The 14,747-nt window shown below is 72.4% G+C and carries 15 protein-coding genes and 1 pseudogene; 8 read left to right on the forward strand and 8 right to left on the reverse strand.

The genetic code is table 11. The features are described 5' to 3' along the window. Positions 1-101: 101 nt before the first annotated feature. Both FB557_RS06095 and FB557_RS06100 read left to right on the forward strand, forming a co-directional pair. Complete coding sequence (locus FB557_RS06095; protein WP_342778924.1) at positions 102-2,474, forward strand: DEAD/DEAH box helicase; 2,373 nt, start codon at positions 102-104, stop codon at positions 2,472-2,474. A gap of 135 nt (positions 2,475-2,609) precedes the next feature. Then, positions 2,610-3,173 carry a hypothetical protein gene (locus FB557_RS06100; protein WP_144856639.1) on the forward strand — a complete coding sequence of 188 codons (564 nt, stop codon included), beginning with the start codon at positions 2,610-2,612 and terminating at the stop codon, positions 3,171-3,173. Here FB557_RS06100 and FB557_RS06105 read toward each other — a convergent pair. The 8 genes from FB557_RS06105 to FB557_RS06140 form a co-directional block, all read right to left on the reverse strand. Next, the gene (locus tag FB557_RS06105; RefSeq protein ID WP_144856641.1) at positions 3,161-3,559 is read right to left on the reverse strand and encodes an Rv3654c family TadE-like protein; all 399 of its coding nucleotides are present in this window, start codon (positions 3,557-3,559) and stop codon (positions 3,161-3,163) included. The two genes, FB557_RS06100 and FB557_RS06105, sit on opposite strands and share 13 nt — an antisense overlap. Then, positions 3,556-3,882, reverse strand: a complete 327-nt coding sequence (locus FB557_RS06110; protein ID WP_144856643.1) for a TadE family type IV pilus minor pilin — start codon at positions 3,880-3,882, stop codon at positions 3,556-3,558. The genes FB557_RS06105 and FB557_RS06110 overlap by 4 nt, the downstream gene beginning before the upstream one ends. Positions 3,883-3,907: 25 nt before the next feature. Next, positions 3,908-4,099 carry a DUF4244 domain-containing protein gene (locus tag FB557_RS06115; RefSeq protein ID WP_144856645.1) on the reverse strand — a complete coding sequence of 64 codons (192 nt, stop codon included), beginning with the start codon at positions 4,097-4,099 and terminating at the stop codon, positions 3,908-3,910. Positions 4,100-4,350: 251 nt separating this feature from the next. Then, positions 4,351-4,890, reverse strand: coding sequence for a type II secretion system F family protein (locus FB557_RS06120; protein ID WP_144856647.1), 540 nt, complete (start codon positions 4,888-4,890; stop codon positions 4,351-4,353). Positions 4,891-4,893: 3 nt separating this feature from the next. After that, positions 4,894-5,433: a type II secretion system F family protein gene (locus FB557_RS06125; RefSeq protein ID WP_170236213.1), complete on the reverse strand. Its 540-nt coding sequence runs from the start codon at positions 5,431-5,433 to the stop codon at positions 4,894-4,896. Positions 5,434-5,609: 176 nt separating this feature from the next. After that, positions 5,610-6,656 (reverse strand): TadA family conjugal transfer-associated ATPase, encoded by a 1,047-nt coding sequence (locus FB557_RS06130; protein ID WP_144856651.1) that lies wholly within the window; start codon positions 6,654-6,656, stop codon positions 5,610-5,612. Next, complete coding sequence (locus FB557_RS06135) at positions 6,653-7,360, reverse strand: CpaE-like family protein (protein WP_144856654.1); 708 nt, start codon at positions 7,358-7,360, stop codon at positions 6,653-6,655. The genes FB557_RS06130 and FB557_RS06135 overlap by 4 nt, the downstream gene beginning before the upstream one ends. A 373-nt stretch (positions 7,361-7,733) precedes the next feature. Continuing rightward, positions 7,734-8,582 carry a Fic family protein gene (locus FB557_RS06140; protein ID WP_144856656.1) on the reverse strand — a complete coding sequence of 283 codons (849 nt, stop codon included), beginning with the start codon at positions 8,580-8,582 and terminating at the stop codon, positions 7,734-7,736. Positions 8,583-8,637: 55 nt separating this feature from the next. Here FB557_RS06140 and FB557_RS06145 point away from each other — a divergent pair, with 55 nt between their 5' ends. The 6 genes and pseudogenes from FB557_RS06145 to FB557_RS06170 all read left to right on the forward strand — a co-directional run bounded on the left by FB557_RS06145 (position 8,638) and on the right by FB557_RS06170 (position 14,735). Continuing rightward, positions 8,638-9,849, forward strand: coding sequence for a sensor histidine kinase (locus FB557_RS06145; protein WP_144856659.1), 1,212 nt, complete (start codon positions 8,638-8,640; stop codon positions 9,847-9,849). 10 nt (positions 9,850-9,859) lie between these two features. Beyond that, a complete protein-coding gene (locus FB557_RS06150) occupies positions 9,860-10,618 on the forward strand; it encodes a LytR/AlgR family response regulator transcription factor (protein ID WP_144856661.1) in 759 nt (252 codons plus the stop codon). Further along, on the forward strand, positions 10,615-10,986 hold the full coding sequence (locus FB557_RS06155; RefSeq protein WP_144856663.1) for a hypothetical protein: 372 nt from the start codon (positions 10,615-10,617) through the stop codon (positions 10,984-10,986). The genes FB557_RS06150 and FB557_RS06155 overlap by 4 nt, the downstream gene beginning before the upstream one ends. Then, positions 10,983-12,506, forward strand: a complete 1,524-nt coding sequence (locus tag FB557_RS06160) for a sodium/solute symporter (RefSeq protein WP_144856665.1) — start codon at positions 10,983-10,985, stop codon at positions 12,504-12,506. The genes FB557_RS06155 and FB557_RS06160 overlap by 4 nt, the downstream gene beginning before the upstream one ends. A 169-nt stretch (positions 12,507-12,675) precedes the next feature. Beyond that, positions 12,676-13,005: pseudogene (locus tag FB557_RS06165) on the forward strand (DUF485 domain-containing protein); the annotation flags it as partial. Between the two features lie 113 nt (positions 13,006-13,118). Then, entirely contained in the window at positions 13,119-14,735 is a 1,617-nt protein-coding gene (locus FB557_RS06170; protein ID WP_144857114.1) for a solute symporter family protein, read from the forward strand. Positions 14,736-14,747: the final 12 nt, after the last annotated feature.

Here is a 14,747-nt window from a genome sequence, read left to right on the forward strand (position 1 = left end):
CTTCATGGGTCAGGCGCCTGCTAGGCGCCGATGTCTCGACGGTCTTGCAGGCAAGAGGCGTGCGTGCCCGACTCGTGCTGCTGCCCATACCGTAGACCACCATGAGCCATCTCACTTCTCCGACCGAAGAAGTCGGCGGCGGTGACGGCTCCATGCCGGCCAAGCCCACCCCCTTCGACGCCCTCGCGATGCTCAGCACGGCGCTGCCCGGGCGGGTGCGGCACGTCGAGCACCTCCCGGCTCGCAGCGCCCGGACCCGCGAGCTCCCACCCTGGGTCCCCCCGCTCGTGGGGGCCGCCCTCGAAGCTGCCGGGATCACGCAGCTGTGGACCCACCAACGGTCCGCCGCGGATCTCGCCCATCGGGGCGAGGACGTCGTCATCGCCACCGGCACCGCGTCGGGCAAGTCGCTGGGCTACCTGCTGCCCGCCCTCTCTGCGGCGCTGGACGGACCGCCGCCGGGCCGGGCACCCGGAGGCGAGATCCGGGGCGGCACGACCCTCTATCTCGCGCCCACCAAGGCGTTGGCAGCCGATCAGCGCGCCCGGATCGACTCGCTCGCGGTGCCGGGAGTGCGTGCCGCGACCTACGACGGCGACACACCGCCGGACGAGCGGCGTTGGATCCGCGAGCACGCTCAGATCGTCCTGACCAACCCCGACCTCGTGCACCACTCGCTGCTGGCCGGCCATCGCGGCTGGGCTCCGTTCATGCGAGCGCTGAGCTATGTGGTGGTCGACGAGTGCCACGCCTACCGGGGGGTCTTCGGCAGTCACGTCGCCCTGGTGCTGCGCCGCCTGCTCAGGGTGGCGCAGCACTACGGCGCGACCCCGGTGGTCGTGCTGTGCTCGGCCACGATCGCCGACCCGGGACGGCACGCCCAAGCGCTGACCGGACGCACCGTGACGGCGGTGACCGACGACGGCTCCCCCCGGTCGGCGCGGACCTGCGTCCTCTGGGAGCCGCCCGAGCGCGCCGGAGGAGGGCGGCGCTCGGTGACCGCCGAGTCCGCCGACATCGTCTCGACGCTCGTGGGGAGCGGCGTCCAGACGTTGGCCTTCGCCCGGTCGCGCGCGGGCGTCGAGACCCTGGCGGCACAGGCCCGGGAGGAGCTGGCCCTGCGCGAGCCGGACCTCGTCGACCAGGTCGCGGCCTACCGCGGCGGCTACCTGCCCGAGGAGCGGCGTGAGCTCGAGCGTCGGCTGCGCAGCCGTGAGCTCCTCGGCGTGGCGGCCACCAACGCCCTGGAGCTGGGGGTCGACATCAGCGGGCTCGAGGCGGTGGTCATCGCTGGGTGGCCGGGGCGACGCTCGTCGTGGTGGCAGCAGGCCGGGCGGGCCGGCCGGGACGCGGCCACCGGCGACGACTCGCCCGCTCTGGTGGTCTCTGTGGCAGCGGACGACCCCCTGGACAGCTGGCTGCTCGACCACCCCGACTACCTCTTCGGCGGCCCGGTCGAGTCCGTCGTCGTCGACCCCGGGAACGTCCACGTGCTCGCGCCCCACATCGCGGCGGCCGCGGCGGAGATCCCGGTCACCCTCGGCGACGACCGGTGGTTCGGCGACGGGCTCGCCGCGGCCCTCCACCGGCTCACCGCCCGGGCGGTGCTCCGGCGACGACCGGCGGGGTGGTTCTGGGCGCGCCCGGACCGGCCGGGCGACCACGTCTCGCTGCGCGGGGCCGGACCGGTCGTGAGCGTCGTCGAAGGGAGGACCGGCCGGGTCGTCGGGACGGTCGACGCGGCTGCCGCGCATTCCCAGGTGCACGCGGGAGCGGTGCACGTCCACCAGGGCGAGACCTATGTCGTCACCGACCTCGACCTGGACGCGGCCACGGCAACCGTCGTCCGCGGCGACCCAGGGTGGACCACGACCGCACAGTCGGTCTCGAGCTTCGACATCGTCGCCGAGCGCGAGGGTGAGACCCGAGGCGCGGTGCGTCTCTCGCGGGGGCGGGTCACCGTCCGTCGCCAGGTCACCTCGTTCCTGCGCCGTCTGCCCGGTGGTGAGGTCATCGGTCGACACGCCCTGGAGCTGCCGGAGCAGTCGCTGCGGACCGAGGCGGTGTGGTGGACGATGGACCCCCGCCTGCTGGCCGAGGCAGGGGTCGCGGCGCCGGACGTCCCGGGTGCCGCGCACGCCGCCGAGCATGCGGCGATCGGCACCCTCCCGCTGCTGACGGCCTGCGATCGGTGGGACATCGGCGGGGTGTCCACCGAGCGGCACGTCGATACCGGCCTGCCGACGATCATGGTCTACGACGGCTACCCCGGTGGCGCGGGGTTCAGCGCGCGCGCCTTCGAGGTCGCCCGTGAGTGGTGGGCGATGACCCACGAGGCGATCAGCAGCTGCGGCTGCACCCATGGATGCCCCCGGTGCGTCCAGTCCCCGAAGTGCGGCAACGGGAACGACCCGCTGCACAAGGCCGGTGCGCTCGCGCTCCTCCGGGCGCTCCTGAGTGAATGGGACCGCTGAGCGGGTCTCACCGGCCCGGGCTCTACGACGGATCTCACCAGGCGAGCCGCTCGGCCGCGAGATAGGGTCGTCATGCTCGACGGACGGCCGGCACCCCGGTCACGGCCTTCGACCGTTCGCCACCGCACCGCCACCGTGCGCACCGCCATCAGCAGCACACCATTCGCCAGCAGCAAGGAGACGACGATGCTCATCCTCGGCCTGATCGTCCTTCTCATCGCGATCGCTCTCGGCGTCGCCCTCATCCTCGGGACAGGGGCGGAGGGGCCGATGAGCCAGGAGGTGGACCTGACCTTCTTCGACGCCGTCAGTGTCTCCTTGACTCCGCTCGCCCTCGTCGTGGCGGGCATGGCGGTGATGTTCCTCTTCTGGCTCGGCCTGGTGATGATCCGGTCTGCACTGGCCCGCTCCCGCCGCAAGCGCCGGGAGCGCAAGGAGGCCGAGCGGGAGTCGCGCGAGCGCCTGGCCGCCGAGGAGGAGGCTCGCCGCCGGGACCGCGAGGAGGCCGACGCCCGGCTGGAGCGGGAGCGGACCGAGAGCGAGCGCCGCCACCACGCGGAGCTGGACGACCAGCGGACCTCGACCCAGATCGCCCGGGAGCGCGCGGAGGTGGCCGAGGGCCAGGTCCGCAGCAGCCGCGGCGACGGCGCCCTCCCGCCTCCTCCCCCGCGGGACGGCTCTCCCCGTCAGGGCCGGTGAGGTCCCGCCCGCGCCCGGCCGACCATGGCCTCCGGAGAGAGGCCTGGTAGCCGCAACGGGACCGTCGAGGAGGTCTCGACGATCACCTCCTGACCTCGCTCGACCCGGCAGGAGACCAGCTGGGCGTCGTTGCGATGCGCGAGATCACGCGCGGCGGCACACGCATCGAGCGGGGCGCTCGCCTGAAGGGCCCCCGCCCCGGCCAGCGCGGCCAGATCGGCCGCAGAGCGTGCCTGGTGAGCAGCTCCCAGGGCGCTAGCCACCCCGAGTGCCCCCGTGGCGCAGAGGATCACCACGCACATCGCCGCCAGAGCGAGCACCGCGCTCGACCCGCCGTCGCCCGACCGACGAGTGCCCGGCGGCACGGCGCGATTCAGCGTGCTCATCCGGGGCTGCTCTCCACCCGGGCGGCTGAGCTGCAGCTCAGCGAGTCGACGCCAAGGACTCCAGCCAGAGCCGGCGTGCCGACCCGGACGGTCACCTCGACGAGATCGCCGTGGTGGTCCCAGGCGATAGCCGCCCCCGGTGGCGCCGCACGCGCGGTATCACGCGCCACGCGTTCGGGGTCCTCTGCGCGCGCGAGCTCGCGCGCGCCGATCCGAGCGGCGTCCGCGCACTGCAGGTGGTCCACCCCGAGCCCGACCCCGGTCAGGCACAACGACAGCACGAGCACCACGGCCGGGACGGCGACCGCAAGCTCGGCGGTCACCATCCCGGCGTCGCGGCGCCGTGGGTCACCGCAGGCCAAGGGCCTCGGTGATGACACCGGCCAGACCTGACTTCACCGGGCCGGACTTGACCACCGCGAGCAGGACCAGGCCGAACGTCACTGCTGCAAGCGTGCCGACCGCGTACTCCGCGGTCGTCATCCCGGCGTCACCCAGGGCCCTGACTCGTCGCATCCATCGTGCAAGGGAACTTCTCATCGTCGAGATCCTCCTGATCTGCTCGAACGGCGCCTCGTGCGCCGCACCAGGACCAGGCAACCGCTCTGGCCGAACCGACGCTGGACCGCGAGCGCGTCCTGTGGACACAGCCTGGGCCAGCGCTTGAGGTGTGGACCGTCGGCGACCCCCCTCGGCGCAGCCCGGACAGCCCTCGCCGGAACCGACCCGATGCGCGTCGAGAGGCCAGAGATCACCAGTGTCGGCGCGATCTGGTGGGAGGGCGCCGGGTCTCAGGGCAGCTGACGGGCGAGCATCACCACGACGACCGGCACCACCGAGGTCGCGATGAAGGCGGGCAAGAAGCACACACCCAGGGGCAGCACGAGGAGCACCCCCGCCCGACCCGCAGCCGTCTCCAACCGTCTGCTCTCTCGTTCTCGCAGGGCGGCGGCGCACTCCCGAAGAACGTCCGCGACCGGGGCACCGCACTCGCTGGCCACGACGGTGGCGACCGCTGTGCGGCTCCACCCGGGACCGGCGTAGGCCCAGGCCTCTCGGAGTGATCGTCCCCAGCCCAACGCCGCCCGCACACGGCGCAGGTCCTGGGCGACTGCATCCGGGCTGACAGCCGCGACGGCATCGAGCGCCACGACGAGCGGACTGCCCGAGCGCAGCGCCAGGGCGAGCAGGTCGGTCGCCGCGGCGATCTGCTCCGTCGTCGGACGGTGCTCAGCGGCGACCGACGGCCGGGCCGGCGCGAGCCCCCGGGCGAGAACCGGAACGGGCCACAGCACGATCGCGAGGACGGCCAGGGCGAGCGAGAGGACCATCGGTCATCCCACGCCCGGGCGGGTCGCACGCCGCACGATGATCGTGCTGACCGTCCACCCCACGCCGGTGAGGAGCACGCCGACGGCGATGCTGACCAGACCTGCCGGCTCGCCGACGAGGACCGCCGGGGTCACGCCGAGCAGGACGGCGGCGCCGAGGCCGACCATCGGCAGCGCGGTGAGCAGCCACATCGTCGCGCGCGCCCCCGCACCGGCTGCCTCGACCCGCCGCCGAGCCTGCACGATCTCGCGGCTCGATCTCGCCGCCTGGTCCAGGGCCGGCGCCAGCGCCACCCCGACCCGCTCACTGAGCGCCCAGGCAGCCGAGACCGGAGCCAGCTCGGGATGCCGCTGGGTCCAGTCGGACAATGTCGGCTCGACCGACTCGCCACGGCGCAGGTCCTCGGCGAGGGAGCGCAGAAGGGGAGTCACGGCGTCGGGGCAGTCGGGCAGGACCACCTCGACCGCACGGACGGGCGGAGCCCCGGACCGCAGTCCCATGGCCAGCAGCTCGGCGGCGTCCGCGATGTCCGCGGCGGTCATGCTCGGGGAGCGACGAAGACGCGACAGCCGACTCGGCAGCTTCCCCGATCTCGTGCTCGTCGAGCGCAGCGGGCTCGTCAGCCTCGTATCGCTCGCCAGTCGGCCGCGCCCCGGGCGGTTCGGAACGGCCACCGGCCAGACCGTGGCGGCCAGCGTGAGCAGCGCGAGGACCCACATCACGAGCTGATCAGCTCTCTCATCGCGACGAGCTCCTCGACGCGACGGCAGCTACCGTCCCGGCGCAGATGCACCACCAGATCCACGGCCAGGCGCAGCTGGGCCCTGGTGACCTCGGGGGACATCCCCGCCAGGGCTCCCAGTGCCTCGAAGCGCGCGGGGACGTCTGCTGCCGTGTTGGCGTGGATCGTCCCGAACCCTCCCTCGTGCCCGGTGTTGAGCGCCATGAGCAGCTCTCGGACCTCCGCTCCTCGCACCTCTCCTACGACCAGCCGGTCCGGTCGCATCCGCAGCGCCTGGCGCACCAGCTCGGTCATCGTCACGGTCCCGGCTCCGTCGACGTTGGCACCACGCGCCTGGAGCCGGACCATGTGCGGGTGATCCATGCTCATCTCCGCGACGTCCTCGACGAGGAGGATCCGCTCGTGGTGGGCGACGGCGCCCAGGAGCGCGGCGAGCAGGGTGGTCTTGCCGCTCCCAGTCCCCCCGCTGACGACGATGGCGCGCCGATCAGCCACGGCCTGCTCCAGCAGTGCCGCCTGCTCGTGGCTGAGCATCCCCAGGTCGACGAGGTCGATCAGGCTCCTGCCCCGGTGCCGCGGGATCCGGAGACTGAGATGGGCCCCACCGTCGACGAGCGGTGGGAGCACCGCGTGCAGGCGAGACCCGTCCGGCAGCAGCCCGTCGACCCAGGGTTGGGCGTCGTCGAGGCGACGCCCAGCCAGCCCGGCCAGGCGGGTAGCCAACCGTCGCAAGGCTTCGGGGCCGCCGATGGTCACCGTCGAGCGCTGCACGCCGTGACCGCGGTCGACCCAGACCGAGCCGTCCCCGTTGACGAGTACGTCAGTGACACTGCCGTCGGCGACCACCTCCGCCACCGGCCCCAGACCCACGAGGGCCGTCCGCAGGTCGTCGACGCGCCGGATCACCCCCCGCGAGCCCAGGACGGCCGCCTCGCTCTCGGCCACGTCACGGATCGTCTCGTCGTCCGGCAGCCGCCCGTGACGGATCAGGTCTGCGGTCGGGTCACCGGAAGAGGCGCTCATGCCACCCCCTTCGGCCTCAGGTCCTCTTCGACCGATCTGAGGCGGGCCAGCTCCGCCTCGACGGCTCGCGCCACGCGACCCCAGGCACCCCTGGGTCGCGGCGCCAGGCCACGCCCCTCGTCCCGGAGCACCGATGGCTGGTCCTCGACGTGCTCGAGCAGCGGGATCTCCAGCAGGCGGGCCACGTCGTCCGCCGCAGGCGCAGACCGTCTCGATCCCCGGGTGACCAGCACCGACCGGGACGGGTCCACCCGCGCCGCGTGGACCACAGCGTCTCTCACCTGGCGTGGCCGCAGACCCGCGACCAGCACGACGAGATCGACCTCGTCGGGCTCAGGGAGAGTTGCCAGCGCGTGCGGGGGGAGGTCGACGACGACCGGTGCGAACGACCGCAGGGCACGCAGCGCCGCCTCCACGGCGGCCTGGGGCGGAGTGCGCGGGCCCGCCGACGCCAGGGTCGGGACCTCCCGGCCGGGCAGGCGCGACACCAGACGGGCCGGGTCCAGGCCCCCTTCGACCCCCGCCAGGTCAGGCCAGCGCAGACCGTCCTCCTCCTCGAGCACCATGGTGGCGTCGATCCCGGAGCCGCAGCGGTCCCCGTCCACCACCGACCCTCCGAGGTGCCGCGCGAGGGCGGCGGCGAGCGTCGAGGCGCCGAGCCCGCCGGACGTCCCGACGACGGTGAGCAGCTGGTGACGTGCCATGCCCCCACGGTCCAGGGCCGAGACCGCTGCCGGGTCGGGGCGCTGCCGCCTGTGAAGAACCACCACACGCGCTAGGCGGCTGTGGATCGTGCGCAGCCCGCCCCTCCCCCTTCGCGCCGAGAGTGCCGAACTGGCCGCCTCCCCACGCCCCCAGGCAAGCCAATCCGGCACTCTCGCAGATCGATAGGAGGGGGGATACGGCGGTGGCCCCGGCCGGGGGAGGGCCGGGGCCACCTCACAACATGCTCCGGGGGGAGAGGAGTCATGCCGTGGTCGCTACAACCCGTAGGGAGCGACGACATTCACTCTACATTCATAGAGCCGCCCGGGCCACACGGAGAGGCGCTCTCGAAGGTAAGGAATTGGTCAATGATCAGCGCAACCGACCGGCCCTGACCGAGTCGGCCACAAGAACCCCTTCGCCGGCCCCCGCCACGACCGCCGCTCCGCAGTGACGCAGCCACAGCCGGACCCCGTCCGGCCCCCCGTGCACGTACCCCGCCGCCGAGCCGAGGTAAGCCGGTCCCCCTTCGGCTCCGTGGCCCGCCTCGGGCACGGCGACCCCCGTCGGGTCGAGCCCCAGCGCCTGCACGAGCAGGCGTTCCACGGCGCGCGCGACCAGCCCGTTGCCCGTGGTGAAGGGGCGCACGGCGAGGATCTCGGCGTGCACGACAGCAGCGGCTACCAACGCGGGCACCTCCCCGGCCACGGCCATGAGGTCGAGGATCCCGGTCAGCCGGGCGCGCAGCTCGCCTCGCTCCGGCGGCTCGCCGAGGTCCGAGAGCTCCCCGCACCCCTCACCCTCCACCCTCGGTCGGCCGAGCTGGTCGGGGTGCTCGACCAGCTCGGCCGCAGCGACGGTGTGCAGCCGGGCGAGGACCTGACCCGGGGCCGAGACGACGGCTGCGCGCAGGTGCTCGGTCTCTGCGGTGGCCGCGATCGCCCCGTGGATCACTCGCTCCGCCGGGTCCGGGTCGAGCGAGCGCTCCCTGCTGCCGATCATCAGAGCGCGCACGATCGTCGCCGACGAGCGTGCCCCGTCGAGCTCGGCACTGGCCCACGCTCCCCGGACTCGTGACTCGGCCGCCGCCTCGGCGGTGCGCCGACGCAAGCCTTCGTGCCAGCGAAGGGAGGTGCAGGCCTCCCTGGCGGCCTCGCTGGCCTCGGTCACGTCGGGAAGGTCGGCGAGGGTCCGGAGCGAGGTGACGAGCGGCGAGGACACCTCGCCACCCTACGGTGCGCGGCACCCACGCCCGGGTCGGCCTACGCTGCTGTGCATGACCGGGCTGCACCTGCCCACCGCGCTCGTCGTCGCGATGGCCTGCCTCGTGATCGTCGTCGCGGTCGGGCTGTGGCGAGGGCGCACCCGACCCCGCGGATTCATGACGGTGAGTGAGCAGGCCACCTACGAGACGCTGCACACGGCCTCGCTCGCGGGCCGTCATCTCGCCGAAGGGCTCACCGACGACGGCTGCGAGGCGGCCGCCCCCTACCTTCGCGCCCTCCTCGCCACCCCCGCCCTGGCCATCACCGACCGCAAGTCGGTCATCGTCTGGGACGGCGAGGGGGAGCATCACCTGAAGGGCGTCGTCGACCAGGCCGCCGCGGCCCTCGAGCAGGGACGCACGGTCGTCCTCGGGCCCGCCGAGGTCACCTGCTCGAGCACGGAGTGCCCGGTCCGGGCCGGCGTCATAGTGCCGATCACGGTGGATGACGGGGTGGTGGGCGCACTGGCCGCCTACGCACCCGCGACGTCCGCGGCGATGGCCCGGGCGGTCGAGGAGCTCGCCTCGTGGGTCGCCACCCAGGTAGAGGTCGCCGAGCTCTCCTTCGAGCGCACCCGGGCGATGGAGGCCGAGCTACGGGCGCTGCGAGCGCAGATCAGCCCCCACTTCATCTACAACTCGCTCGCCGCGATCGCCTCCTTCGTCCGCACCGACCCCGCGAGGGCCCGCGAGCTGCTGCTGGAGTTCGCCGACTTCACCCGCTACGCGCTGCGCCGCGATGGCGCCTTCACCACCCTCGCGGAGGAGCTGACCAACGTCGAGCGCTACCTCGTCCTCGAGCAGGCTCGCTTCGGCGAGCGGTTGGGGGTCAGCCTCAAGATCGCGCCCGAGGCGCTGCCGGTGCAGCTGCCCTACCTCGTGATCCAGCCCCTGGTGGAGAACGCCGTGCGGCACGGGCTGGCGGCGAAGGAGGGCGAAGGGGTGGTGACCATCTCGGTGACCGACGCGGGCACCGAGGTCGAGGTCGCCGTCGACGACGACGGGGTGGGCACGGACCCCGCGAGCATCCGCAAGATCCTCGACGGGCAGAGCCGCGCGGACTCCGTCGGGCTGGGCAACGTCGACGCGCGGCTGCGTCAGGTGTACGGCGATCAGTACGGGCTGACGGTCGAGACCGCGGCAGGCGCCGGGATGCGGGTGACCTTCCGGCTCCCCAAGTACTCTCCTGCCATCCGGGAGGCGCCGGCCGCAGCCGGGCCCTAGGCTGCCTCGCATGGCCGCTGGAACGCCCGAGGAGACCGAGGGCCTCGTCGCGCTCGTCGTCGACGACGAGACGCCGGCGCGCGGCGAGCTCGGCTGGGTGCTCGACCAGGACCCGCGGATCGGTCGGGTCCTCACCGCCGGCAGCGGCACCGCGGCTCTCGCCGCGCTGGAGAACGAGCGGGTCGACGTCATCTTCTCCGACATCTCCATGCCCGGCCTGGACGGGATGCAGCTGGCGAGGGTGGTCCGACGCTTCGCCGAGCCGCCGCAGATCGTCTTCGTCACCGCCTACGACACCCACGCCGTCGACGCCTTCGACCTCGAGGCCGTTGACTACGTCATGAAGCCCGTGCGCCAGGAGCGCATCGGCGAGGCGGTACGACGCTGCCTCGCCCAGCGCGAGCGTGGAGAGGTCCCGGCCGCCGAGGAGGACGAGACGATCCCCGTCGAGCTCGGTGGGGTCACCCGCTTCGTCTCCCGCAGCGACATCCGGTACGTCCAGGCCCAGGGGGACTACGCCCGGCTACACACCCCGACCGGGTCGCACCTCGTCCGGATCCCCCTGGCCACCCTGGAGGAGCGCTGGGCCGAGGCCGGGTTCGTCCGGATCCACCGCAGCACCCTCGTCGCGACACGCCACATCACCGAGGTGCGCACCAGCCAGGGGCGATACACCGTGGTCGTCGACCTGGGGACCGAGCTGCAGGTCTCACGTCGGCACACCCGCGCGCTGCGCTCCACCCTCGTACGACCCGACGACCGGTCGTGACCCACCCGCCTGAGCGGGTCCGCGTCACCCGGACGCGAACCACGGGGATGCCGCAGCGGCGTCCCTCCCTCCGACGCGAGATCACCACCCAGAGTCCGCTCGGCGCCGCCTACCTCGACTCGCTGATGCGCGCCCAGCTCCGGCTCACCGTCACCGTCGGCGTCGTCGTCGCCTCGGCCCTTGGCTCCCTGCCGCTCCTCTTCGCGCTGCTCCCCTCCCTTCGGTCCCTGTCGGTCGGCGGGCTCCCGGCCCCGTGGATCCTCCTCGGTGTCGTCGTCTACCCCGCCGTGGTGGTCGTTGCTCACCTGTACGCCCGGGCGGCGGAGCGGATCGAGAGGCAGTTCGCCGAGGCAGTGCGCGACCGATGAGCGAGCAGATCGCGCCCGTCAGCGTCGCGGCGATCGCGCTCGTCAGCGTCGTCACCCTCGCGCTCGGGCTGCTCGGCATGCGCTTCGCCCGCGGCACGAGCGACTTCTACGTGGCGGGACGCACCGTCGGACCGTGGCGCAACGCCAGCGCGATCGGAGGCGAGTACCTCTCCGCCGCAAGCTTCCTCGGCGTCGCCGGGCTGGTCTACGAGCGCGGCGCCGACATGCTCTGGCTCCCCGTCGGGTACACGGTCGGTTACCTCGTGCTGCTTCTCCTCGTGGCGGCACCGCTGCGGCGGTCCGGCGCGTACACCCTGCCGGACTTCGCCGAGATGCGCCTGGGCTCCACCCCGCTGCGGCTGCTCAGCGCAGCCCTCGTCGTGGGGATCGGCTGGCTGTACCTGCTGCCCCAGCTGCAAGGCGCCGGTCTCGTCCTGCGCCAGGTCAGCGGGCTGCCGACCTGGGTCGGCAGCGTCGTGCTCGCCGCCGTGGTGACCGCCAACGTCGTCGGAGGCGGGATGCGCTCGATCACCCTGGTGCAGGCGGTGCAGTACTGGGTCAAGCTGACCGCGATCGCCGTCCCCGCCTTCGTCCTCACCGCCGTGTGGCTGCGCCAGGGCCGACCAGCGCCGCAGGCGGGCGAGTCGTGGTGGGAGCCGCTGACCGCGCCGGTGTACACCGACCACCCGCTCTTCACCACCTACAGCACGCTGGCCGCGCTCTGCCTCGGCACGATGGGCCTGCCGCACATCGTCGTCCGCTTCTACACCAACCCTGACGGGCGCGCGGCCCGGCGCACCACGGTCGCCGTCCTCGCCCTCCTCGGGCTGTTCTACCTCTTCCCGCCGGTGTACGGGGTGCTCGGACGCAGCTACCTCACCGAGGGCGAAGGGGTGGGAGCCGACGACGTCGTGCTCGGCCTGCCCTCGGCGATGCTCCCTGGGATCGGTGCCGAGATCATCACCGCGGTGCTCGCGGGCGGAGCCTTCGCTGCATTCCTCTCGACCGCGTCGGGCCTGGCGATGTCCGTCGCGGGAGCCATCGACCAGGACGCGCTGCGGCGCGCCGTGAGCCGCCGTACCGGGGGCGACTTCCACCCCGTCCAGGTGTTCCGGGTCGCGGCCGCCCTCGGCATCCTCGCTCCGCTCGCGGTCAGCCAGCTCATCGACCCGGTCGGGCTGTCGCGGGCGGTCGGCCACGCCTTCGCCATCGCTGCCTCCACCTTCGCCCCCCTCGTCATCCTCGGGGTCTGGTGGCGTGGACTGACTCCGGCCGGGGCGGCCGCCGGGATTACCGTCGGCGGTGCCACCACCATCGGCGCCGCGACGACGACGATCGTCGGGACGCCGCCGGGCGGCTGGCTCGGCTCGCTCCTCGAGGCCCCTGCCGCGTGGTCGATCCCGCTCGCGGTCCTCGTGATGGTGCTCGTCTCCTCCGCCACCCGGAGGTCGGTGCCGGCCGACACCGCCTCGATCATGGCCCGGCTGCACACACCCGAGTCGGCCCTGCTCGACCGCTGATCCGTCGAGGGCGACCGCTCGTCGTCCGGCGCCGGTCCGCACGTCGGGAAGAGCGGTCCACCTGGCGCGCCACGACCGGCAGGGGGAGACAGGGCACGGCCTGCCCGTCAACAGTGGTGCCGTCCGGCCGGGCAACGGTGCCCGGCCCAAGCACCGGAGGTGAGCGCCCATGAGCGAGCCCGCCACGAACCTCGGCGAGAGATACATCGCCGTTCAGGAGTCCGAGGAGTTCGCCGACCTCCGGCGGACCTTCCGCGGCTTCGTCTTCCCCGTCACCGCGTTCTTCCTGTCGTGGTACTTCCTCTACGTCCTGCTCTCGATCTTCGCGCCCGGGTTCATGGGCACCAAGGTCGTCGGCAACATCACCATCGGGCTGATCTTCGGCCTGCTCCAGTTCGTCTCGACCTTCGCCATCACCTTCCTCTACGCCCGGTGGGCGAACCGGTCCTTCGACCCCAAGGCCGACGCCGTCGGCGCGATGATGGACGGCCGCGACGACCACGACTTCGCCGACAGCGGCGACTGGGCACCGGGCGATGTCGACCGGGCGCTGGAAGCCGAGCGCCTTGACGACGCGGACCGCAGGAGGAACCCGTGAGCTCCCTGGCACCCATGGCCGAGACGATCGGCAACCCGACCCTGAACATCTCGATCTTCGCGATCTTCGTCCTCTTCACCTTGACCATCGTCATCAAGGTGGCCGGGGGGAAGAAGACCGCCGGACAGATGTACACCGGCGGCGCCTCGTTCTCCGGCAAGCAGAACGGCATCGCGATCGCGGGCGACTACCTCTCCGCGGCGTCCTTCCTCGGGATCGCCGGAGCCATCGCGTTGCAGGGCTACGACGGCTTCCTGTACTCCATCGGGTTCCTCGTCGCCTGGCTCGTCGCGCTGCTGCTCGTGGCCGAGCTGATGCGCAACACCGGCCGCTTCACCATGGCCGACGTCCTCTCCTACCGCCTCCGGCAGCGACCCGTCCGGGTCGCCGCCGCCACCTCGGTGCTCGCGGTGTCCTTCTTCTACCTCCTGGCCCAGATGGCCGGAGCCGGCGGGCTGGTGTCCCTCCTCCTCGGGGTGAGCGGCGCCGCGGCGCAGAACATCGTCATCGCCATCGTCGGCGCCGTGATGATCGCCTACGTGATGATCGGCGGGATGAAGGGCACGACCTGGGTCCAGATCATCAAGGCGATCCTGCTCATCGCCGCCACCGCGATCATGACCGTCTGGGTCCTCGCGAAGTTCGGGCTCAACCTCTCCTCGCTCATGCAGAGCGCGGTCGACACCAACCCCGCGGCGGGCGAGAAGCTGCTCGAGCCAGGGCTGAAGTACGGCAAGAACACGACGACGAAGATCGACTTCATCTCGCTCTCGCTGGCCCTCGTGCTCGGCACCGCAGGACTCCCGCACGTGCTGCAGCGCTTCTACACCGTCCCGACGAGCAAGCAGGCCCGCAAGTCGGTCGAGTGGGCGATCTGGCTGATCGGCGGCTTCTACCTGCTCACCCTCGTCATCGGCTACGGCGCCGGTGCCCTCGTCGGGCCGGAGAAGATCGCCAACGCACCCGGCAAGGCGAACTCGGCGGCACCCCAGCTGGCGTTCGAGCTCGGCGGGTCACCGCTGCTCGGCATCGTCTCGGGCATCGCCTTCGCGACCATCCTCGCGGTCGTCGCGGGCCTGACCATCACCACCTCGGCGACGGTCGCCCACGACCTCTACAACCAGGTCATCAAGCGGGGCAAGGCCAGTCCGGAGCAAGAGGTCAAGGTGGCTCGGTACGCCGCCCTGGTCGGCGGCATCATCGCGATCCTCGGTGGCATGCTCGCCAAGGACCAGAACATCGCCTTCCTCGTCGCGCTGGCCTTCGCCGTCGCCGCGAGCGCGAACCTCCCGACCATCCTCTACAGCCTCTTCTGGAAGCGCTTCAACACCCGCGGCGCGCTGTGGTCGATGTACGGCGGTCTGATCTCGGCGATCGGCCTGATCATCTTCAGCCCGGTGGTGTCCGGCAAGCCGGTCGACCCGCTCACCGGGAAGAGCCCGTCGATGCTGCAGAACGTCGACTTCCACCTCTTCCCGCTGGACAACCCGGGTCTGGTCTCGATCCCGCTCGGATTCCTCCTGGGATACATCGGCACGGTGACGAGCAAGGAGTTCAACCGGGCCAAGTACGCCGAGATGGAGGTGCGCAGCCTCACCGGCCACGGCGTGGCCGAGGCTATCGAGCACTGATCCGTCTCGGAC

The organism is Marihabitans asiaticum (assembly GCF_007828725.1).
Classification (GTDB): Bacteria; Actinomycetota; Actinomycetes; order Actinomycetales; family Dermatophilaceae; genus Marihabitans; species Marihabitans asiaticum.